We start from the raw sequence: 20,653 nt of genomic DNA, 5'->3' as shown, positions 1-20,653 counted from the left end.
AGACCTCCAGCGCCGAGAATACTTGGGGTGCAGACCCCTGGGAAGGTAGGACGTTGCCAGGCGAGAGAGACGAACGAAAGCCCCGAGTGTGGGGGTGCAGAGAGGAAGACCATCTCTGTCCACCCTCCCCTCGGGGCTTTTATTGTTGTGGGTGAACACTCAGGCCCACGCTGCCGGCTGCTTTGGCAAAGGCGAGCTCGGCACGTGGGCACGGGTCTGGCACAGGGCTTACCGAGCAAGATATGAGGGTGCGAAGTGCGGGTTCTGCTGAACTTGCACCCTCAGATTAGACCGTATCTCCTTCATCTTTTGGCTTGGCCAACAGTCCATAGAGAAAGACATGACTGAACATTCTTGCAATCTCTCGCGCCGTCAGTTTTCCGGACGTCTGATACCATCGGTAAAGCCAATTACAGGAGCCAAGGATGGCCAGAGCCGCAATCTTGGTATCTTCCACATCAAACTCGCCTTGCTCTCGACCTTCTTCGAGAATGGTGGCAACGAGATCGACATATTTATCGGTTTGGTCCAAAATCATCTGGTGCTGAGGTTCATCTAAGGCAAACGCCTCGCGTAACAGGACAGTGGTCGTCTGAAGGTTGGTGACACTGACCACAAGGTGGTTTTCAATCATCAGGGAGAGTTTATCGCGAGCTGGTATGTCCTCCTCGAGAATCCGTTCCAGCGTGTGATTAAATTCACCAATGGCCTGCTTGGCAATTTGCAGTAAAAGTTCTTCTTTTGAGTGAATGTAATGATAGAGACTTCCTTTTTGAAGGCCGACGGCATCCGCAATGTCTTGAACCGATGTGGCCCTGTATCCTTTTTGTTCAAACAGGCGCACCGCTGCGAGAGCGATTTCTGTTTGCCGGTTTGCTGACATAGAATGGTCGACAACCTTTCTCGGCGAATTTCCTTTGCACCAAAGTGTACTTCTCTACGCATCGAGAAGCAACGGTTGGAATAGTTCTGCAGGAGACAAGGAATTCTAAAACAAAAATCCGCGATACGTGAAGATGCTTGCGCTTTGCAAGGGTCGTGCTATAATAAGGTCAAGGAAAGTCAAAGTCAGAAGCCGCGTTGCGGTTGATTGTGATGCGGGGTCCAGGCGAAGGTTTTCCGAGGAGCAGAGTCCGCATCAGTACTGGGGGAGGAGGAGCCTATTGGGACGGAATGTAACGGATATTATCGAAGAGTATCTGAAGTCTGTGATGAGCGACAGCAAGTATGGTACGGTAGAACTGCAAAGGTCTGAGTTGGCAGAGTTGTTCAAGTGTGTGCCATCGCAAATCAACTACGTCATCTCCACTCGGTTTACAGTGGAGCGGGGATACATTGTTGAGTCAAAGCGAGGCGGCGGCGGGTATATTCGAATTCGGGAAATACCCTCAGACGATACCCACACGCTCGTCAAACTCTTGCAGTCGTGGCCCACAGAAATGTCGCAACACGACGCGGAAGGCGTGCTTGAAAGGCTGGCTCGCGAGTCCATCATGACTCCCCGCGAAGCGATGTTGTTGCGGACGATGGTGCGTCGGGAAGTTCTTTCCGTCGACCTTCCGACTCGAGACTGGTTGAGGGCGCGTATTCTCAAACATGTGCTCCAAGTTCTCTTGCTGGAACCGAACGAGGCAGAGAATTCATAAAAACCCTTCGTATCAGGAGGTGCTCCGTATGCTGTGTCAGAAATGTCACGAGCGACAGGCCAATGTGCATGTGAACAAAATTGTTGGAGGCAAGATGAGCGCTACGCACCTGTGTGAGCAGTGCGCCAAAGAGAATGGGGACTTCTTAACACAGTTTGCGGCCGGTAACCCGTTTGATTTCAATCATCTGCTGAGTGGGCTCCTGAATATGGAATCGTCTCCAGGTGTCAGCCCACCGGGTGTAGTGGCGCCGGCACAATGCTCTACCTGTGGAATGACGTATGGTCAATTTACGAAAATTGGGCGTTTCGGCTGCCCGGACTGTTACGACCATTTTGCAGTTCGGCTCGATCCGCTGTTAAGACGCATTCAAAGCAGCACTACACATACCGGGAAAGTCCCAGCTAAGTCGGGAGAGCGCGTCAAACAGCGCAAAACGCTGGAGCAGTTTCGTCGCGAGATGCAAGAAGCCATCGCTTCGGAGCAATTTGAGCGAGCTGCCGAGCTTCGGGACAAAATTCGCGAGTTAGAAACACAATTGAGTGAGTGAGGAGGGAAGGGACGTGTCACTCAGCGACTTTTTACAAAGAGCCACCAGCCGTTGGATGAAGGATGGCGGACCGGAAGACGATATCATTCTGACGAGCCGAATCCGCATTGCGCGGAACTTGCAGGGACTGCCGTTCCCCATACTGCAGACCGATACACACGCAGATGAGGTCATTCGGGCCGTGCAAGAGGCTGTCGCTGCGGAGGCTGTCGCGAAAGTCGGCAAGTTCGAGTTCATTCGCTGCGCCTCTCTCAGCCCATTGGATCGTCAGGTGTTTGTGGAGAAGCATCTCATCAGTCCCGACTTAGCCGAGGCGGAAAAACACGGTGCCATCGCGTTGCGAGACGATGAAGCGATATCCATCATGGTCAATGAAGAAGACCACCTGCGCATTCAATGCATTATGCCCGGGTTGCGCTTAGAAGACGCCTGGCATCTCGCGAGTGCCGTAGACGACGCGTTAGAACAGAGTCTCTTGTACGCATTTCATGAAAAGTTCGGGTATTTGACGGCCTGTCCAACCAATGTCGGCACGGGTATTCGAGCTTCCGTCATGATGCATCTTCCCGGGTTGGTGCTGTCCGGGAACATTCAGCGCATGCTAACGGCAGTATCGCACGTGGGCTTAGCCGTGCGCGGAATGTACGGTGAAGGCACCGAGTCCAATGGAAGCCTGTTCCAGGTGTCGAACCAAGTGACTCTTGGCGAGACTGAGGAAGAAATTATCGGTAATCTCTCCAGCGTGGTCCATCAATTAATCGACCATGAGCGCGCCGCCAGAAAAGCACTTTTGCAAGAGAATCGAGAAGCTCTAGAAGACCGAGTCTGCCGCTCTTTCGGCATTCTCGCTTACGCAAGGCGGATGGATTCTAGAGAAACGTTGCAGCGACTGTCGGATGTGCGCCTGGGTATCGATCTCGGTATTCTCAAAGGGGTCTCCTCGGGTATTCTCAAAGAATTGATGGTCATGACTCAACCAGCGTTTTTGCAGAAGTACTTTCACGAAGAACTGGCGCCGGGTGAGCGCGATATTCGCCGCGCCATGCTGGTTCGCGAGCGGCTTCGATTAGACGATACGGAGGTGCGTTAACATGTATGCTCGATTTACAGAACGTGCGCAGAAAGTGCTCGCCTTAGCTCAAGAAGAGGCAACTCGTTTACATCATCCTGGAGTGGGCACGGAGCATATTCTACTTGGGCTGGTCCGCGAAGGCGAGGGAATCGCCGCAAAAGCGCTCAATAGCTTGGGTGTCAGTTCTGACAAAGTCCAAGCGGAAGTGGAGAAAATCATCGGTCAAGGCCAGGGTCCGACTTCCGGCTTGACCTACACTCCGCGAGCGAAGAAAGTGATAGAACTCTCCATAGATGAGGCTCGCAAACTCAATCATACGTACGTCGGCACGGAGCACATCCTGCTTGGACTGATTCGTGAAGGAGAAGGCGTGGCGGCTCGGGTACTCAACAACATGGGAGTCGGACTCAACAAAGCGCGACAACAAGTCTTGCAGTTGCTGGGTGGCGACGCTGCAGAACTTGGAACGGACAAAGAAAGTTCTGCTGGCACGCCAACATTGGATAATCTGGCACGCGATTTAACGCAGATGGCAAGGGATGGTAAGCTCGATCCGGTCATCGGCCGCGCAAACGAGATCGAACGAGTTATTCAGGTGCTGTCGCGGCGTACCAAGAACAATCCGGTGCTGATTGGAGAGCCTGGAGTCGGCAAGACGGCCATTGCGGAGGGGTTGGCACAACGCATCATTGCTGGGGACATCCCGGAGACACTGCGGAACAAGCGCGTCATGGTACTGGATATGGGAACCGTGGTGGCGGGAACCAAGTATCGCGGCGAATTTGAAGACCGCTTGAAAAAGATTATGGAGGAAATTCGTCAAGCGGGAAACGTGATTTTGTTCATCGACGAGTTGCACACACTGATCGGCGCAGGCGGCGCAGAAGGTGCTATTGATGCGTCGAATATTCTGAAACCTGCATTGGCCCGAGGTGAATTGCAGTGCATCGGGGCGACAACCCTGGACGAATATCGCAAGCACATTGAAAAAGACGCGGCCTTGGAGAGACGGTTTCAACCGATTACGGTCGACCAGCCGACCGCCGCAGAGGCGGTTCAGATCTTGCGCGGATTGAGAGACCGCTATGAAGCGCATCATCGGGTCAAAATTACCGATGAAGCTTTAGAGGCTGCGGTCCACCTGTCTGACCGCTACATCGCCGATCGCTTCCTGCCAGACAAAGCGATTGACTTGATTGACGAAGCGGGGTCGCGCGTTCGATTGCGGACACATACCGCCCCGCCGAATCTGAAAGATTTGGAACAGAAACTGGAGAAAATTCGCAGCGAAAAAGACTCGGCAGTACAAGGACAAGAATTTGAGAAGGCTGCAGGGTTGCGCGATTCGGAACAAAAGCTAAAACGGGAATTGGACGCGTTGAAAGCAGAGTGGCAGAAAAATCAGGATCATCATGATGTTAAGGTCACTGTCGACGACATTGCGCATATTGTTGCTTCTTGGACCGGAATTCCAGTCAAGCAGTTGGCGCAAGAAGAGTCGGACCGTCTGCTCAATTTGGAAGAGGTTTTGCACCAACGTGTTGTTGGCCAAGAAGAAGCGGTGACTGCGGTGGCGAGGGCCATCCGTCGCGCCAGGGCCGGGCTCAAAGACCCGAAGCGTCCGATTGGTTCCTTTATTTTCCTTGGGCCGACGGGTGTCGGGAAGACGGAGCTGGCTCGAGCTCTTGCAGACGCCATGTTCGGGGATGAGGATGCGATGATTCGCATTGACATGTCTGAATTCATGGAGCGGCATTCGACCGCGCGATTGGTTGGGGCGCCTCCGGGGTATGTAGGCTTTGACGAAGGTGGACAGTTGACGGAGAAAGTTCGGCGTAAACCCTATTCGGTGGTGCTCCTGGATGAAGTCGAGAAAGCCCACCCAGAAGTGTTCAACATCCTGCTCCAAGTGCTTGACGATGGACGATTGACGGACGGAAAAGGTCGCACCGTGGATTTCCGCAACACAGTCATCATCATGACGTCGAATGTCGGAGCAGAGTCGGTCCGCCGTGGCGGGACCTTAGGGTTTAAACCGGATCGGTCAAGCGAATATGAGGGCATGAAAGGCAAAGTGATGGACGACCTGAAGAAGTCTTTCCGTCCAGAGTTTCTGAATCGAATTGACGAAATCATCGTCTTTCATGCGCTGGACGAAACGCAAATTGGCCATATCGTCGATTTGATGGTGGCAGATTTACAAAAGCGTTTGAAGGAGCAGGAGATTCAGTTCACGTTGACGGACGAGGCAAAGCAGTTCTTGGCTAAAGAAGGGTTTGATCCGCAGTACGGAGCTCGCCCACTCAAACGGGCCATCGTGCGCCACATTGAAGACAGACTTTCAGAAGCACTTCTGTCGGGTGAAATTCGCAAAGGACAGCAGGTGCGGATTGGGCTTGGAGATGGCGGATTAGACATTGAGCAAGGTGCTACTGTTTAAACTCGGTTGGTGCGAGCCATCCATTGGAGAGTGGGCTTGCCTTCGGTCGAGCAGACGCCATCGAAAGGACGGATGAGTTTGTAGAAGCTCACACTGCGGTGTGAGCTTTTGTTCTGGATGTTTTCTCTTTTGACGCATTTTTCTATTCAGTGTCATGGACAAAATTAGACCATCGAGTATGATAGATGGATGAGTCCTAGGGTAGCGCCTGACCGTAGAGGGGTAAAAATGAATGGCGAAGCCAAAGTCAAAATTCATCTGTCGAGAATGCGGCACGGAGTCAGCAAAATGGCTGGGAAGATGTTCAGGATGTGGCGAGTGGAATTCTCTTGAGGAAGTCGTTCAAACCGTTCCCGATGCGCGTGGAGGCGTCTTTGGTCAGGCGAGTTCTGCCATTGCTATCGATGATGTTCACTTCGAACGCGAAGAGCGATACAGTACCGGCATGTCGGAATTGGACTGGGTGCTCGGTGGTGGCGTGGTCCCTGGTTCGCTTGTCTTAATCGGTGGTGACCCAGGCATCGGAAAATCGACGCTACTTTTGCAAATTTGCCGAAACTTAGCGAGCAGTGGGAAGAAGATTCTCTATGTTTCTGGAGAAGAGTCGACGACTCAACTGAAGATGCGCGCCGAGCGACTCGCCGCGTTGTCTCCAAGGTTATTTGTTCTGGCAGAAACGAATTTGGATGCGGCACTGCAACAGGCGAGTGCTCTTGCGCCAGACTTCATGATTGTCGATTCGATTCAAACCGTCTACCGAAGTTCGGTAACGTCTGCTGCCGGTAGCGTAGCGCAGGTTCGCGAGTGTACGGGGACGCTGTTGAGAATGGCGAAACAAGCTGGCATTGCTATCTGTATCGTTGGGCATGTGACGAAGGATGGACTGCTGGCCGGGCCTCGACTGCTTGAACACATGGTGGATGCAGTACTATACTTTGAGGGAGACAGATATCACGACCAACGAATTGTGCGTGCTGTAAAAAATCGATTTGGCTCTACTCATGAAATGGCCATTTTTCACATGCGTGAGCATGGGTTAGAGCAGGTGGCCAATCCTTCGGAAATGTTTTTGTTAGAGCGTCCTGATGAAGCGCCTGGTTCGGCGGTGGTGGCGGCCCTTGAGGGGAGTCGTCCGCTTCTGCTGGAGGTACAGGCGCTGGTTGCGCTGTCTAGCTTTGGCACACCGAGGAGGATGGCAACCGGAGCGGATCAACAGCGGATGAATATGGTGTTGGCGGTACTCGAACGGCGCGTAGACATGCATTTACAATCATCTGATGCATATGTCAATATAGCTGGCGGTGTGCGTGTTGACGAACCGGCTTTGGACTTAGGGATGGCCATGGCGCTTGCTTCGAGTTTTCGCAATCGAGCTTTGCATGCAGGAGATGTTTTCATTGGGGAAGTTGGGCTTACTGGCGAGGTTCGTCAAGTGTCAAGATTAGAACAGCGCATTCGCGAGGCGCAAAAATTGGGTTTCAAAAGATGCGTTGTGCCAAAGCATGGGTGGAGCCCATCGCTCCTTCGAGCGGACAGTCTGGAAGTGGTCGGTGTTTCATCGATTGGCGATGCGCTGACGGAAGCTTTCTCGAGGTGACGAGATGAGAGAAGACGCAAAGAGAGAAGCGATGATCACTAAGATTTTGAGAACAGTGGCGCCTGGTACTGTCTTGCGCGAGGGTATTGAAAACATTCTGCGGGCGAAGACTGGTGGACTGATTGTCGTAGGTGCATCGGAGCAAGTGCTGTCAATTATGGATGGCGGATTTTCGATTCAATGTGAATTGACTCCGGCTCATCTTTATGAATTAGCCAAGATGGATGGAGCGCTGATTGTCAGTGAAGATTTGAAGCGCGTACTTCATGCGAACACAAATCTCAATCCAGACCACACAATTCAAACTTCCGAGACGGGGACCAGGCACCGTACGGCAGAACGAGTGGCGAAGCAGACAAACCAACTCGTGGTCTGTATCTCCCAGCGCCGAAATGTCATCACCTTGTACCATGGGAATTTTAAATACAGTTTGAAAGACATTGGCGTCATCTTGACGAAAGCCAACCAAGCGATTCAAACCCTAGAAAAATACAAGTCGGTTTTAGACCAATCGTTAACGAATCTGAGTGCATTGGAGTTTGAGGAACTGGTGACGCTTCACGATATCACCAGTGTGCTGCAGAGGTTTGAGATGGTCTTGCGAGTGCGTGCCGAAATCCGGCGCTACATCACGGAACTTGGAAGTGAAGGACGGCTCATTTCAATGCAATTGGACGAATTGGTCTCGCGAGTAGATGAAGAAGCGTATCTCCTCGTTAAAGACTATGGCCTTTTCGATGCTGACGCAACACCTCACCAAATGCTGACTCATGTTCACGAACTGGGCACCGAAGAACTTCACGATGGTACGACACTGGCGCGCGTGCTGGGATATGGGCCGATGGTCGATTTGGCTGACGAAATTATACCCTCGCGTGGATATCGTATATTGAATAAAATCACCAGACTTCCTCAACCAGTCATCGAAAATCTCGTGGAATACTTCGAGACGCTGAGCAATGTTTTAGCAGCTTCCGTCGAGCGGTTGGATGAAGTCGAAGGCATTGGCTCCGTTAGGGCGCGCACTATCCAAGAGGGCTTAAAGCGAATTCAAGAACAAGTCTTCATTGACCGTCACCTGTAATGCAAGTCGTCCGGTTGTCATCATGAAGGAGGATATACAGAATGGGGAAAGTGATTGCAAGTTTTCTTACCCTTACCAATCTGTTCTTCGGTCTGGCTGCGCTTGCACTCACTCAGTCAGGTGGGTACGAATGGGCTTCACTTCTCATTCTGGCGGGTATGGTTGTCGATGCTTTAGATGGTCGCGTGGCTCGTTTGCTCCATGCAGAAAGCGAGTTTGGTCGTCAGTTGGATTCTCTTTCTGACGTGGTCACCTTTGGGGTCGCTCCCGCAGCGATTATGTACGTTCTAACCTTACAGTACATCGGTATTTTCGGTATCTTGGTTGGTATTTTGTTTCCCGCCTGCGGCGTCTTGCGATTGGCTCGATTCAATACCGATACAAGGCCCCGTTCTTACTTCGTCGGACTTCCCATTACGGCGGCTGGTGGAATTGTGGCCACGATGGCCCTCTGCCGAAATATTCTGCCTGCTACGGATGTGACTCTTCCTGTGGGTATGGTCCTTCTGTCCGTGTTGATGGTCAGCAATGTAAAATACCCAAACTTCAAGCGCGTGCCGTTTCCGTCGTCGACCTTGATGGTGGTACCTGTACTTGCCCTGGTTGTCTATTTCATTGTGCGCTACGGCCATCCCTATGCTGGTCTGCTCATTTTTGCGGTACTGGCTGTGTATGCTGGGTATGGTGCCTGGCGCTTTTTGAGACTTCGCAACACGCAATTGGAGCAGGAAGAGGAAGACGAAGAGAAGGACAGAGCAATGGAAGGAAAGAGTCTCCGCAAGCCTATCCGAAAATCCTGATTCCGGAAAACTTTGACGCTTTTTTTGACGCGTGCTAAACTAGCATTGGGGTATAGTCTTTTGCAATGTTTCGTCGGCTTGCTCCCAAAAAGCTCCGTCGACTGGCCGGAGCTATCTCTGTCTCGCAGTTCTCGGATGATGGGGGTTTTCGAGCATTGCTTTTCAAAGAAGTCGGAACACCGCACGTATAAACTTAGGTTATTTTCCGCCAAGGGCTGTCCATACTGAAATCAGGAGGTGACAGTATCGTGTTGAAGCGTGTCGTCCACTTATTTTTCGCAGTTATTGGAATCGTATTAGGTTATGCCATCGTCCCGCACTTATTCAAATCCATTTTTCATATTACGAACAATGCAGTACTCGATTCGCACTGGTTTGGCGCTGCGCTAGGTGGAGCTCTCCTCATCCTCACTACCACGTGGTTGGTCAACTATGTGACTACCCTGATTCGTTGGGTGGAAGATCGGCTCAAAGTCACGCCTCTTTCGGATGTGCTCGGAGGCACTATCGGGATTGTCATTGGACTTTTGGTGGCATATCTATTTGGCACCGCCATTCGTGACATTCCGGTCGTCGGGATTCCTCTGCAGTTTTTCGTGTCTCTACTTTTCGCTTATCTCGGTTTAAGGATTGGCTTTACGAAACGGGAAGATTTGGTCAACCTGTTTTCGGGTAAACTTTCGATGAAAGATAAGGAAAAAGATAAAGATCGAGAAAAAGAGCGCAAAACACTGGCATTTCGCACAGGTGAGGCAAAGCTTCTGGATACTTCCGTCATTATTGACGGGCGCATTGCGGATTTGGTGGAAACAGGATTTTTGGATGGTGTGTTGGTCATTTCTTCGTTTGTCTTGGCGGAACTTCAACACATTGCCGATTCCTCCGATGTGCTGAAGAGAAACAGAGGACGGCGAGGACTAGACGTTTTGAACCGAATCCAAAAAGAGTCTAAAGTCAAAGTGCAAGTGGTCGAAATTGATTTTGAGGACATCCAAGAGGTGGATAGCAAGTTGGTTCGCCTTGCTCAACAGCTCCATGGTAAGGTGGTTACAAATGACTTCAATCTGAATAAGGTGTGTGAGTTGCAAGGCGTGGCTGTATTAAATATTAACGACTTGGCGAATGCTCTTAAACCGGTCGTGTTGCCCGGCGAGGAAATGTCTGTTCAAGTCATTAAGGACGGCAAGGAGTACAATCAGGGAGTAGCGTATTTAGATGATGGTACGATGATTGTCATCGAAGGAGGCCGTGAGTACATCGGGGGTAAACTGGATGTTTTAGTGACGAGCGTCCTTCAGACTTCGGCAGGTCGAATGATTTTTGCAAAGCCAAAACTACTAGAGCGTGCGCTTTAGTTCCCATGCCGCTGTCCTTTTCAAAGGCTGGTGATGGTTGCTGTCAGGCACGACATGCTCATTAAAAGACCTTGGGATTTTGGGAGAGGTGCGTCGGTAAGCTCTACTCAATGATTTGTGTCATGTTCCGGACTTGGCTGGGGATTCAAATTGGCAATCGAAGCGTGTTGCTGTGGGCATGTGGATGACGGCCTCCCTCGCGGTGAGGAAATGTCATCTGCATGCCCGTTTCTTGCAATTCTGCTGAAGAAAGTGTAGAAACGGTTAGGTGAAGACGGAACTCGTCACGGAGGGGCATTTTTCGCATGAATAGGAATGGATTTCACCGCATTGGCGTGTTGGTGGCGGCTGGTAGTGGGTCGAGAATTGGCTTTCGAAAGCAACATTATCCAATACGTGGTGTGCCGATGTGGATTCGCTCCGCTCAAGCACTCGACAGTGTCGCCCTGGACTGCTTGGTGGTCGTTGCCCCGGAAGACGAGGTGCAGCGCATGCGTGCACAGGCCCTACAGCATTCATGGCAAACAGAGTTGGATTTTGTGGCTGGCGGTACCCACCGAGCGAATTCGAGTCGACAAGGTGTTGAGAGAGCGATTTCGAAATTCGGGGATGTTGACCCTGCGACGTTGTTGATTGCCGTTCACGATGCTGCTCGTCCTTTCACTGTGAGTCAAGACATCGAGGCCGTCTTTATAGCCGCTTCATCAAGCGGTGCGGCAATTCTCGCGGAGCGGTGCAAAGATACAGTCAAGTGGTCTGTGGGGTCACAGGTCGAGAAAACTCTCCCGAGAGAGAATTTGTGGCTGGCCCAGACTCCGCAGTGCCTGCGAGCAGACTTGCTGTTATGCGCATATGACGGAGAGGCCAATCCAGAACATATGACGGATGAATCGATGTTTCTTGAGACAATCGGGCACCCAGTGACTCTGGTCTCTTCGAGCGCTTATAACGGTAAAATCACCACGCCCGAAGATCTCCGATTTGCGGAGTATTGGGCTGAACAGCGGTTTGGAGGAGGGTTGAAAGCATGAGGATAGGACAGGGGTTTGATGTGCATGCTTTTGCACCGAATCGGCGATTGATTTTAGGTGGAGTGAATATTCCACATGACTTAGGACTATTGGGGCATTCTGACGCAGATGTAATCTTGCATGCCGTGATGGATGCTCTTCTAGGGGCGTTGGCGCTCGGTGATATAGGTCAGCATTTTCCCGACACCCATCCACGTTATAAGGATGCAGACAGCGCGCAGTTATTAAGCTCGGTGATGGACTTGGTCGAAGCAGAAGGATATGAAGTGGGCAATGTGGATTGTACCATCATGGCACAGGTGCCGAAACTGGCACCGCATATTCCGCAGATGCGTTCTGCAATGGCACACTATCTGCGCACGTCCGTGTCTTCGGTGTCAGTCAAGGCGACCACTACCGAGCGTCTGGGTTTCGTTGGTCGCGAAGAAGGGATAGCGGCTCTGGCTGTGGTCTTGTTGCAAAGGAGGGGAAACAATGGGCATTCGGCTGTATAATACTCTGTCCGGAGAAAAAGAAGAGCTTCACACGCTGGAACCAGGTAAGGTGCGGTTTTATGCGTGTGGCCCAACTGTGTACAACTTGTTTCATATCGGTAACGGTCGAATGTTTGTGATTTTCGATACGGTTCGAAGGTATCTTGAATATCGGGGTTATGCAGTTCGGTATGTACAAAATTTTACCGATGTCGATGATCGCATTATTCACCGTGCCAATGAGACGGGGGACAGCGTGCGCGAGGTTGCCAACCGCTATATCGAGGCCTACTTCGAAGATGCCGACAAATTACACATTCAGCGCGCCGTAGTGCATCCGCGGGTGACCGAATGTATCCCGGACATCATACGTTTTATTGAAGAGCTAATCGATAAAGGGCACGCTTATGAAGAAGCGGGGACGGTATACTTTGATACGTCTACTTTCGCAGATTACGGGAAACTGTCGCATCAGTCTTTGGACAGTATGCAGGCCGGATTTCGTGTCGATGTGCTGGACGAGAAACACGACGCGACTGATTTCGCGCTTTGGAAAGCCGCAAAGGCCGGCGAAGAATTTTGGGAGAGCCCTTGGGGACCTGGTCGGCCCGGTTGGCACATTGAGTGCTCGGTCATGAATGAAAAGTATTTAGGAGAACAGATTGATATTCATGCGGGCGGGCGAGATTTGGTGTTTCCTCATCATGAAAACGAGATCGCCCAGACTGAAGCGAAAACCGGAAAAACTTTTGCCCGGTATTGGTTGCATAATGGCACTCTCAATATCAATGGGGAAAAGATGTCCAAGTCCACCGGCAATTTTATTATGACGCGAGATTTGTTGGAACGGAGAGATGCGCGCGCTTTGAGGCTGTTCCTACTCAGCGCCCATTATCGCCATCCATTGAACTACACGGAAGAGGCGCTCGACCACTGGGAGAATGCGCTGGCGCGCGTGGACAGAGCGCTCAAGAACTTATCTTTTCGTGCGGATTCGATTCAGGCTGCCCCACAGTTTCTCTCTGTTCATGGGGATGTTAGGAGGGAAACGGAGCGCGCAATAGAAGCGATACGAGCTGCTTTTATTCGTGTCATGGATGATGACTTTAATACGGCGGAAGGAATCAGCGTCATGTTCGATGCGGTTCGCCAAGCAAATCTTGCGTTAGAAGATAATGTGACTTTAGGAGATGTGACGGCTTGGAAGGATATTGTACTCGAGTTTCTTGATGTCCTCGGCATAGGTAGCCCTGAGCATGACGTGGATGTCGCCGAAGTCTACATCCAGTCTCTCATCGAGGAACGTGCACAAGCTCGGAAAAATCGAGATTTTGTCACATCCGATAAAATTCGCGACGAGTTACTCGCCAAAGGGATCGTTATCGAAGATACGCCGCAAGGTACGCGTTGGAGTAAAGCATGATGTCTAACTTATTTTTAAATTTGCGTGTCTCGGATTGGTCTCCGCTCGCAATGGCGTACATCGGCGATGCAATTTGGGAAGTGTATGCAAGGGAGCGCACGATGCATGGGGACATTCGTCGTCCCTCGAAACTGCATCAGCAGTGTACGAGATACGTATGCGCTGCCGGGCAAGCAGAGGCGCTACGTGGTATCGATCCCCTGTTGACCAACGAAGAACGGGATATTGCAAGACGGGGTAGAAACTCGAAGTCAAAGAGTATCCGCAAAAATGCTACCATGGCGGACTATCGACATGGGACAGGGTTTGAAGCTCTCATTGGCTATTTGGCGATGACGAGCCAATGGGAACGATTGCACATACTGGCCGGGTCTGCGTTGGATTGGATTGACCAGGTGAATGAGGGGGGCGCTCTCCGTGGAGAGAAGGAGTAAGGGGCAAGGCAGAGCATCGGTAGGCTCGGACAAGAAGTTCACGCGCACGCCGGTCGGAAAGACTTCAAGGCGTAGCGCATATGAAGAGGCACCTCGGGCCGCGAGAAGAGTGAAGGAAGTCGAACGCAAAACAGTGGAAACGTCCGACGAAATTCTATCGGGTCGTCATCCTGTGCTGGAAGCACTCAAAGCAGGTCGACCTATGAATAAGTTGTTGCTTGCAGAAGGGGCCGAAGGCGGTTCGCTAGCGGAAATTATCGCCCGCGCCAAGGAGTCTGGAATTGTCATTCAGAACGTCCCGCGAGCGTCTCTGACTCGTCTCGCTGGCGAGCGCCATCAAGGCATCGTTGCCTACGTATCTCCGCGCGCTTACGCGGAGGTGGACGAGATTGTGGCGAGGGAGACAGGGCAGGTTCCGCTTGTCCTGATTTTGGATGAGGTCGAAGACCCGCACAATCTCGGAGCGATTCTTCGGACTGCGGATGCTACTGGAGTGCAGGGGGTCATCATTCCTAAGAGGCGTGCCGTCCCCTTGACTGGCACGGTTGCAAAAGCGGCGGCAGGCGCTCTAGAATACGTTCCTGTCGCGCGCGTATCCAATTTGGTCCAGACGATGGAATACCTTAAGAAACAGGGGTATTGGATAGTGGGAGCCTCTGTCGGTGCCGAACAGAGGCACACTGAAGTGGATATGAAAGGAAAGATAGCGCTCGTCATCGGAGCTGAGGGCAAGGGCCTCGGACGACTTGTGGAATCCACTTGTGATCACGTTGTCTCACTACCCATGATGGGACAGTTGCAGAGTCTGAATGCGTCAGTTGCCGCAGGCGTGATGCTCTATGAAGCGGTCAGACAACGGTCGTGAAACGGGGCACCATCGGTGTTTGATTGTCGACGGATACAATTTTCTGCCGCAATGGCTGGGTATTCCTTTGCCGAAGATGATTGACTTGGAAGGTGCCCGGTTGAACTTAGCTGGGCGCCTGATGGAGTATTCCTCCATTACCGGCGAAGATGTACTGCTGGTTTTTGACGCGCACCAGACGCTTCAGCGGCCTCGTGAAGAGTCGCTAAGAGGCAGTGTGTCTGTGATATATACAGACCGTGGAGAGACCGCCGATGAGCGCATTGAGCGCTTGGTTCGCGAGCTCTCCGGCGTCTATCGATACATCACGGTAGTCACATCGGATGCACTGGAACAGCAGATTACTTTTGGTGGCGGCGCGCTCCGTATTTCCGCCCGAGAATTCAGTGCTCGCCTAGGCCATGTTATGGATAAGATTTCTGCCAACGCGAAGGAAAGCGGTTCGTCTGCAAAGGTGGGATTGGCAGACAAACTGTCGAAATCGGTCGCTGAAAAATTAGAAGCCTTGCGGCGTGGGGAAAACTAGCGTTGATTCCGCTAGGCTACATAATGTATAATGTCGGCATCCTACGGGTCCGGGGGGTTTCGGCTTGACCACCTTACACAACTCAGATTTCGCCGCGTTAGAATGTCTGGCGGACGAGGTGTTGGTCGAATGCGTTCGAAATGGCGACTCGTTGGCGCTGGAATACTTGATTTATAAGTATAGGAATTTTGTGCGCTCGAAAGCCCGCTCCTACTTCCTGATTGGCGCCGACCGTGAGGACATTGTGCAAGAAGGTATGATTGGCTTGTATAAGTCCATTCGCGACTTTCGAGAGGACAAGCTCGCTTCCTTTAAAGCATTTGCCGAACTTTGTGTCACCCGCCAGATTATTACCGCTATCAAAACTGCCACTCGCCAGAAGCATATACCTCTCAATTCTTATGTCTCCCTTGATAAACCCGTCTTTGAAGGTGAGTCGGATCGCACGTTGATGGATGTCATCTGCACCGCTCGTGTGACAGACCCGGAAGAACTCGTCATCCACCAAGAAGAATTTGACGACATCGAGGTTAAAATGTCTGAACTCTTGAGCGACCTTGAGAGGAAGGTGCTAATGCTCTACTTGGATGGGCGCTCTTATCAAGAGATCGCAGTGGACTTAGAGAGGCATGTGAAGTCGATTGACAATGCTCTTCAGCGTGTCAAGAGAAAACTTGAAAAATATTTAGATTATCGAAATGTCTATGTGTGAGTGCTAGATGTCTGTACCTACGCTTCTACATCCTCTGCTACCTTTGCCATTACGGGAAATTTGCCCTGGATGTTTTACAGGAGAGGTTCGTTGTCTGTTTACGTAACCATCGTGTCCAAACTCGCCTAAAGATGATTGACGTAGCAGTGTGTCTGTGCTACAGTACACTGGGTGTACGGGTCCCGAATGGATGGGGTTCGTTTGTTTATGTTTTTGGACAGGTGATGCCTGTCGAAGGAGGTGCACTATTATGCGCGTCATTGTCACGCTCGCTTGCACCGAGTGCAAACAGAGAAACTACACGTCGACAAAAAACAAGAAAAACGACCCTGACCGGGTTGAGCTCAAGAAGTTCTGCCGATACTGCAATGGACAGACCGTTCATCGTGAAACGCGCTGACGTCACGCCTTGCAAAGTGAGGTTTTATTGAATGGCGAAGCCGGACGAAACGACTCTGGAACCTCGCAAACATCGCGGCGGGCTGGTATCTTTCTTTTCCGAATCCTATCGAGAGATAAAGCGAGTACGCTGGCCTACCAGACACGAGGTTGTCAATTACACGACAGCAGCACTGCTGACGTGTATCATTATTGGCCTGATGGTTTGGGGCTTTGATGTGGGGATTGCGAAACTTCTGTCGATGATTGGCCTTGTCTAACCTGAGAGCGAGGGAGGTGCGGGGCGACCGTCCTTGGAATGATGGAAAATCTAGAAAAACAATGGTTTGTCATTCATACCTACTCGGGCTACGAGAACAAAGTCAAGAACAATCTGGAAAGCCGTGTCCAGACGATGGGTATGGAAGATAAGATTTTTCGGGTGCTTGTACCCACAGAAGAAGAAATGGAAGTAAAAAATGGCAAGCGTAAAGTTGTCCAGCGGAAAGTCTATCCGGGGTATGTCATGGTCGAGATGATTATGACCGACGATTCTTGGTACGTGGTCCGAAATACGCCTGGTGTGACCGGTTTTGTGGGGTCGTCCGGCTCTGGCTCTAAGCCCACTCCTTTGCTCGGGGATGAAGTGCAGTCTATCATGCGGCAGATGGGTGTAGGCGAGTCGAAAGCGGTGCTTCACTTTGAGGTTGGCGAGGCCGTTCGCTTGATTGGCGGAGCCTTCGCAGATATGGTCGGCACGGTTGAGGAAGTCCATGAAATGAATCAGAAACTGCGCGTCTTGGTGTCGATGTTTGGTCGAGAAACTCCAATGGAATTAGACTACGCGCAAGTTGAGAAATTATCCTAGTGGCAGAGTAGGCGCCTTGATGGCGACCTTTTCTGTGACGCCTTGCCTTCTTGGGTGGCGTCCATAGATGCGCTATGGTGTTCCACCTGGTGCGTGGGAGGGTCCTGTGCCCGTCAGACCACATTTTACGGCAAAGGAGGTGGACACGTTGCCGAAGAAAATTGTGAAAGTTGTAAAGCTGCAGATTGCAGCAGGGAAAGCTACTCCTGCTCCGCCGGTAGGGCCTGCTCTAGGCCAAGCTCAGGTGGGAAATATTATGGGGTTTTGTAAGGAGTTTAATGCTCGCACGGCAGACCAAGTGGGACTCGTTATTCCTGTGGTTCTGTACGTGTATGAAGACCGTTCGTACACTTTTGACTTAAAGACACCTCCTGCAGCGGTGCTCCTGAAAAAGGCTGCAGGCATTGAGTCGGGTTCGGCAGAACCGAACAAGAAAAAAGTTGCCACTGTCAAGAAAGCCAAAGTTCGCGAGATTGCGGAGCAAAAAATGGTGGACTTGAATGCTGCTTCTGTAGAAGCTGCTATGCGAATGGTTGAAGGCACGGCCCGGAGCATGGGTATCGTAGTCGAAGAGTAAGAGGTTTCCTTCGTGTCATTAGGGAAACAAAGTGGGAGGTTTTCGGACCTGAGACCACAAGGAGGTGGAATGGATGGCGAGAAAGTCAAAGCGTTTCGCGGAAATCGCGAAATTGATTGATAAAAATCAGGTGTACGATGCATCGACGGCGTTTGACTTGGTGAAGCAAATAGCGACTGCCAAGTTTGATGAGACAGTCGAGGCAGCTGTGCGTTTGGGCGTTGACCCAAAGAAGCAGGATCAACAGGTGCGCGGTGCGGTGGTGCTTCCGCATGGTACTGGTAAGACTGTGCGCGTCTTGGTTTTTGCCAAAGGAGACAAGGCCAAAGAAGCTGAGTCTGCTGGAGCAGACTATGTGGGCGATGACGACCTTATCCAGCGTATCAGCCAGGGTTGGTTCGAATTTGATGTAGTCATCGCGACTCCGGACCTGATGGGTGCCGTGGGTCGTCTGGGACGCGTGCTTGGGCCAAAAGGACTCATGCCAAACCCTAAAACTGGAACGGTGACCTTTGATGTTGCTCGTGCGGTTGCGGAGTCTAAGGCAGGTAAGATTGAGTATCGCCTGGACAAAGCGGGTATTGTGCATGTCCCGCTCGGCAAAGCATCTTTCGATGTGACGGCTTTGCTAGGTAATTTCGAAACACTGTTGGACGCACTGCAGAAAGCAAAGCCTTCGGGTGCTAAAGGTCAGTATGTACGGGGTATCACCGTTTCTTCCACAATGGGCCCCGGCATTCGCGTGAATCCATCGCGAGTGGGCGCGGTGCAAGAGTAACGCAAGCAAACTTGTTTCCAGTATGAGCCGTAGACCGTAGGTCCGAGTTTGGGATAATGGGAAACCGCCTACCGAGGTTCGCAACAATCCTTTCTTGTGGATTGGGCGTCTTCGCTTCTGCGGCGGCGCCCTTTTTAATGCCTCACTTCTTTGGGTGGAAACAATGACTTTGTGAGGCAGCGGATTTTCATAGGAGTACTTACGGGAGGTGTTGAAATGTCCACAGCGGTGCATCAAGAAAAGGCGCAGCAAGTTGACGAGATTGTCGAGCGCCTTTCTCGCAGTAAAGCAACTGTAGTGACCGACTACCGCGGCCTGACCGTGGCGGAAGTGACAGAACTTCGGAAGCAGTTGCGGGATGCCGGGATTGATTTCCAAGTGTTGAAAAATACACTGGCACGCCGTGCGACCGCGCTGACTTCACTTTCAGACTTAGACGAATATCTGAAGGGTCCAACGGCCATCGCCTTTAGTTATGACGATCCGGTGCGTCCAGCGAAAATTCTGAGTGATTTCGCGCGACGCCATAAAGCGTTGGAATTGAAAGGTGCGGTTGTCGAAGGGCGCGTCATCGACGCACAAGGTGTGTCCGAATTGGCGACCCTGCCATCTCGTGAAGGGCTGCTGTCCATGTTGCTCAGTGTGTTGCAGGCTCCTATGAGGAATTTGGCTTATGCCGTCTCACAAGTGGCAGAAAAGCAAGAGTCAGCAGCAGAGTAGGGCGTGTGTTGGTTCGCGATAACCGGATGCGAATTCTGTGTGCGAATGCGTTGAGATTGTGAAAAAACATGATTGATTTGAGGAGGTCATTGGCGTGACGAAAGAAGAAATGATTGAATCGATTAAGGCGATGACAGTTCTGGAATTGAATGATTTGGTGAAAGCAATCGAGGAAGAGTTTGGAGTAACAGCAGCAGCTCCGGTCGCTATGATGGGTGGAGCTGGCGCTGGTGCGGGTGCGGAAGAAGTGGCTGAGCAGACCGAGTTTGACGTTATTTTGACCAGTGCAGGTGGTTCGAAAATCAACGTCATCAAAGCGGTTCGCGAAATTACAGGACTTGGCTTGAAAGAAGCGAAGGACCTCGTAGACAATGCCCCGAAGGCTATCAAGGAAAAGGTGTCCAAAGAAGATGCGGACAACTTCAAGGCCAAGTTGGAAGAGGCAGGAGCTTCTGTCGAAGTAAAGTGAGCCTTTATGTCGGAGCGGTCAGGCGCCTGAAATCTGGGTGCCTGATTTGTCTCATTTGAAGGGGATGTCTTTGAGCGAACACTATTTCACTGAGAAGCCGTCGTCCTCAACGGATCGCCAGCGGATTCGAGTCTCTGTGCGTGGTGTGGAGCGGGAGTTTTGGACGGACAGCAGCGTTTTTTCAAAGCGAGGTTTAGACTTTGGGACGAGGTTGCTTTTGGACAAAGTCTCGTTGCCTGCAGAAGCTCAAGCAGTGGATTTAGGATGCGGTTATGGACCGATTGTAGCGATTCTTGCGTCTGTCTATCCAAACAGTCAATGGATTGCCGTCGATATCAATGAGCGGGCGTTGGCGTTGGCCGAAGAGAACTGTGTGGGTCTAACCCGTGTGAAGTTTGTCCAGAGTGATGGTTTGACAAAGCTACAGGGGTATCGGTTTACGGATGTTTTGACCAATCCACCGATTCGCGCTGGGAAGCCCGTTGTGTATCGATTTTTTCGAGAGTCTCGGGAAGTACTGCTCCCGGGTGGCCGCCTGTGGGTCGTCATGGCGAAAAAGCAGGGTGCGGAAAGTGCGGCCGAATTTCTACGGACTCTGTTCTCGAAGGTGGAGCGAGTAGCTCGGGATGGTGGTTATCATCTGTTGTGCGCAGAAGTAAAAGGGTAGAGAAATATGTGTGATTTTCCGACTTTGTTTCTTGCGTTGTCATTGCAACTGTGATATTATCATTTATTGCATACTGGATTAGATGGGACGGTTGCCACCACGCTATGAATAAAAACCGTACCGATAGGGAATAGGTGAATAAAGTATCCTTGGCACCAAAATGTGGTTACCTGTAGCCTCATTTTCTT

24 protein-coding genes are annotated in these 20,653 nt (G+C 51.4%); 23 read left to right on the top strand and 1 reads right to left on the bottom strand.

The window, feature by feature from the left end; genetic code table 11:
• Positions 1-286: 286 nt before the first annotated feature.
• On the bottom strand, positions 287-883 hold the full coding sequence (locus M4I36_RS03990; protein ID WP_258110393.1) for a TetR/AcrR family transcriptional regulator: 597 nt from the start codon (positions 881-883) through the stop codon (positions 287-289).
• Between the two features lie 280 nt (positions 884-1,163).
• Here M4I36_RS03990 and M4I36_RS03985 point away from each other — a divergent pair, with 280 nt between their 5' ends.
• The 23 genes from M4I36_RS03985 to M4I36_RS03875 all read left to right on the top strand — a co-directional run bounded on the left by M4I36_RS03985 (position 1,164) and on the right by M4I36_RS03875 (position 20,465).
• Complete coding sequence (locus tag M4I36_RS03985) at positions 1,164-1,646, top strand: CtsR family transcriptional regulator (protein ID WP_258110391.1); 483 nt, start codon at positions 1,164-1,166, stop codon at positions 1,644-1,646.
• Between the two features lie 28 nt (positions 1,647-1,674).
• Positions 1,675-2,196: a UvrB/UvrC motif-containing protein gene (locus M4I36_RS03980; protein WP_258110389.1), complete on the top strand. Its 522-nt coding sequence runs from the start codon at positions 1,675-1,677 to the stop codon at positions 2,194-2,196.
• A gap of 13 nt (positions 2,197-2,209) precedes the next feature.
• Positions 2,210-3,286, top strand: coding sequence for a protein arginine kinase (locus M4I36_RS03975; RefSeq protein ID WP_258110387.1), 1,077 nt, complete (start codon positions 2,210-2,212; stop codon positions 3,284-3,286).
• Position 3,287: 1 nt separating this feature from the next.
• Positions 3,288-5,708 (top strand): ATP-dependent Clp protease ATP-binding subunit, encoded by a 2,421-nt coding sequence (locus tag M4I36_RS03970; protein ID WP_258110386.1) that lies wholly within the window; start codon positions 3,288-3,290, stop codon positions 5,706-5,708.
• A gap of 232 nt (positions 5,709-5,940) precedes the next feature.
• Positions 5,941-7,305 carry a DNA repair protein RadA gene (gene radA, locus M4I36_RS03965; protein WP_258110384.1) on the top strand — a complete coding sequence of 455 codons (1,365 nt, stop codon included), beginning with the start codon at positions 5,941-5,943 and terminating at the stop codon, positions 7,303-7,305.
• A 4-nt stretch (positions 7,306-7,309) separates the two neighbouring features.
• Positions 7,310-8,389 carry a DNA integrity scanning diadenylate cyclase DisA gene (disA, locus tag M4I36_RS03960; protein WP_258110382.1) on the top strand — a complete coding sequence of 360 codons (1,080 nt, stop codon included), beginning with the start codon at positions 7,310-7,312 and terminating at the stop codon, positions 8,387-8,389.
• A 41-nt stretch (positions 8,390-8,430) separates the two neighbouring features.
• Positions 8,431-9,189, top strand: a complete 759-nt coding sequence (pssA, locus tag M4I36_RS03955; protein ID WP_258110381.1) for a CDP-diacylglycerol--serine O-phosphatidyltransferase — start codon at positions 8,431-8,433, stop codon at positions 9,187-9,189.
• 248 nt (positions 9,190-9,437) lie between these two features.
• Positions 9,438-10,544 (top strand): PIN/TRAM domain-containing protein, encoded by a 1,107-nt coding sequence (locus M4I36_RS03950; protein ID WP_258110380.1) that lies wholly within the window; start codon positions 9,438-9,440, stop codon positions 10,542-10,544.
• Between the two features lie 305 nt (positions 10,545-10,849).
• Complete coding sequence (locus M4I36_RS03945) at positions 10,850-11,575, top strand: IspD/TarI family cytidylyltransferase (RefSeq protein ID WP_258110379.1); 726 nt, start codon at positions 10,850-10,852, stop codon at positions 11,573-11,575.
• The gene (gene ispF / locus M4I36_RS03940) at positions 11,572-12,069 is read left to right on the top strand and encodes a 2-C-methyl-D-erythritol 2,4-cyclodiphosphate synthase (protein WP_258110378.1); all 498 of its coding nucleotides are present in this window, start codon (positions 11,572-11,574) and stop codon (positions 12,067-12,069) included. The genes M4I36_RS03945 and ispF overlap by 4 nt, the downstream gene beginning before the upstream one ends.
• Positions 12,050-13,471 (top strand): cysteine--tRNA ligase, encoded by a 1,422-nt coding sequence (gene cysS, locus M4I36_RS03935; RefSeq protein WP_258110377.1) that lies wholly within the window; start codon positions 12,050-12,052, stop codon positions 13,469-13,471. Before ispF ends, cysS begins: the two co-directional genes overlap by 20 nt.
• Positions 13,468-13,905 carry a Mini-ribonuclease 3 gene (locus tag M4I36_RS03930; protein ID WP_258110375.1) on the top strand — a complete coding sequence of 146 codons (438 nt, stop codon included), beginning with the start codon at positions 13,468-13,470 and terminating at the stop codon, positions 13,903-13,905. The genes cysS and M4I36_RS03930 overlap by 4 nt, the downstream gene beginning before the upstream one ends.
• Complete coding sequence (rlmB, locus tag M4I36_RS03925) at positions 13,889-14,770, top strand: 23S rRNA (guanosine(2251)-2'-O)-methyltransferase RlmB (protein WP_374985393.1); 882 nt, start codon at positions 13,889-13,891, stop codon at positions 14,768-14,770. Before M4I36_RS03930 ends, rlmB begins: the two co-directional genes overlap by 17 nt.
• Positions 14,745-15,296: an NYN domain-containing protein gene (locus M4I36_RS03920; RefSeq protein ID WP_258110374.1), complete on the top strand. Its 552-nt coding sequence runs from the start codon at positions 14,745-14,747 to the stop codon at positions 15,294-15,296. The genes rlmB and M4I36_RS03920 overlap by 26 nt, the downstream gene beginning before the upstream one ends.
• Positions 15,297-15,360: 64 nt before the next feature.
• Positions 15,361-16,008 (top strand): RNA polymerase sporulation sigma factor SigH, encoded by a 648-nt coding sequence (gene sigH / locus M4I36_RS03915; RefSeq protein WP_258110373.1) that lies wholly within the window; start codon positions 15,361-15,363, stop codon positions 16,006-16,008.
• A 250-nt stretch (positions 16,009-16,258) separates the two neighbouring features.
• Entirely contained in the window at positions 16,259-16,408 is a 150-nt protein-coding gene (gene rpmG, locus M4I36_RS03910) for a 50S ribosomal protein L33 (RefSeq protein ID WP_258110371.1), read from the top strand.
• 31 nt (positions 16,409-16,439) lie between these two features.
• Entirely contained in the window at positions 16,440-16,667 is a 228-nt protein-coding gene (secE, locus tag M4I36_RS03905) for a preprotein translocase subunit SecE (protein WP_258110370.1), read from the top strand.
• Positions 16,668-16,708: 41 nt separating this feature from the next.
• A complete protein-coding gene (nusG, locus tag M4I36_RS03900; protein WP_258110402.1) occupies positions 16,709-17,254 on the top strand; it encodes a transcription termination/antitermination protein NusG in 546 nt (181 codons plus the stop codon).
• 148 nt (positions 17,255-17,402) lie between these two features.
• Entirely contained in the window at positions 17,403-17,831 is a 429-nt protein-coding gene (gene rplK, locus M4I36_RS03895; protein WP_258110369.1) for a 50S ribosomal protein L11, read from the top strand.
• A gap of 73 nt (positions 17,832-17,904) precedes the next feature.
• Positions 17,905-18,609, top strand: coding sequence for a 50S ribosomal protein L1 (gene rplA, locus M4I36_RS03890; protein ID WP_258110368.1), 705 nt, complete (start codon positions 17,905-17,907; stop codon positions 18,607-18,609).
• Between the two features lie 216 nt (positions 18,610-18,825).
• A complete protein-coding gene (rplJ, locus tag M4I36_RS03885; RefSeq protein ID WP_258110367.1) occupies positions 18,826-19,329 on the top strand; it encodes a 50S ribosomal protein L10 in 504 nt (167 codons plus the stop codon).
• A 94-nt stretch (positions 19,330-19,423) separates the two neighbouring features.
• Complete coding sequence (gene rplL, locus M4I36_RS03880) at positions 19,424-19,798, top strand: 50S ribosomal protein L7/L12 (RefSeq protein WP_258110366.1); 375 nt, start codon at positions 19,424-19,426, stop codon at positions 19,796-19,798.
• Positions 19,799-19,868: 70 nt separating this feature from the next.
• Complete coding sequence (locus M4I36_RS03875) at positions 19,869-20,465, top strand: class I SAM-dependent methyltransferase (protein WP_258110365.1); 597 nt, start codon at positions 19,869-19,871, stop codon at positions 20,463-20,465.
• The last annotated feature ends 188 nt before the right edge of the window (positions 20,466-20,653 follow it).

The sequence above is a fragment of the Alicyclobacillus sp. SP_1 genome (assembly GCF_024706985.1).
In the GTDB taxonomy this organism is placed as follows: Bacteria; Bacillota; Bacilli; order Alicyclobacillales; family Alicyclobacillaceae; genus Alicyclobacillus_I.
Note: the sequence above shows the minus strand (reverse complement) of the source record. Positions and strands in the feature narration are given on the sequence as shown.

What these genes read in the sequence shown, in the direction of transcription:
- ispF (WP_258110378.1), top strand. Translation starts at nt 11,572, where the DNA reads ATGAGGATAGGACAGGGGTTTGATGTGCATGCTTTTGCACCGAATCGG.
- M4I36_RS03930 (WP_258110375.1), top strand. Translation starts at nt 13,468, where the DNA reads ATGATGTCTAACTTATTTTTAAATTTGCGTGTCTCGGATTGGTCTCCG.
- disA (WP_258110382.1), top strand. Translation starts at nt 7,310, where the DNA reads ATGAGAGAAGACGCAAAGAGAGAAGCGATGATCACTAAGATTTTGAGA.
- M4I36_RS03970 (WP_258110386.1), top strand. Translation starts at nt 3,288, where the DNA reads ATGTATGCTCGATTTACAGAACGTGCGCAGAAAGTGCTCGCCTTAGCT.
- M4I36_RS03980 (WP_258110389.1), top strand. Translation starts at nt 1,675, where the DNA reads ATGCTGTGTCAGAAATGTCACGAGCGACAGGCCAATGTGCATGTGAAC.
- nusG (WP_258110402.1), top strand. Translation starts at nt 16,709, where the DNA reads ATGGAAAATCTAGAAAAACAATGGTTTGTCATTCATACCTACTCGGGC.
- rplJ (WP_258110367.1), top strand. Translation starts at nt 18,826, where the DNA reads ATGTCCACAGCGGTGCATCAAGAAAAGGCGCAGCAAGTTGACGAGATT.
- rplA (WP_258110368.1), top strand. Translation starts at nt 17,905, where the DNA reads ATGGCGAGAAAGTCAAAGCGTTTCGCGGAAATCGCGAAATTGATTGAT.
- pssA (WP_258110381.1), top strand. Translation starts at nt 8,431, where the DNA reads ATGGGGAAAGTGATTGCAAGTTTTCTTACCCTTACCAATCTGTTCTTC.
- cysS (WP_258110377.1), top strand. Translation starts at nt 12,050, where the DNA reads ATGGGCATTCGGCTGTATAATACTCTGTCCGGAGAAAAAGAAGAGCTT.
- M4I36_RS03990 (WP_258110393.1), bottom strand. Translation starts at nt 883, where the DNA reads ATGTCAGCAAACCGGCAAACAGAAATCGCTCTCGCAGCGGTGCGCCTG.
- M4I36_RS03945 (WP_258110379.1), top strand. Translation starts at nt 10,850, where the DNA reads ATGAATAGGAATGGATTTCACCGCATTGGCGTGTTGGTGGCGGCTGGT.
- secE (WP_258110370.1), top strand. Translation starts at nt 16,440, where the DNA reads ATGGCGAAGCCGGACGAAACGACTCTGGAACCTCGCAAACATCGCGGC.
- radA (WP_258110384.1), top strand. Translation starts at nt 5,941, where the DNA reads ATGGCGAAGCCAAAGTCAAAATTCATCTGTCGAGAATGCGGCACGGAG.
- M4I36_RS03920 (WP_258110374.1), top strand. Translation starts at nt 14,745, where the DNA reads ATGAAGCGGTCAGACAACGGTCGTGAAACGGGGCACCATCGGTGTTTG.
- rpmG (WP_258110371.1), top strand. Translation starts at nt 16,259, where the DNA reads ATGCGCGTCATTGTCACGCTCGCTTGCACCGAGTGCAAACAGAGAAAC.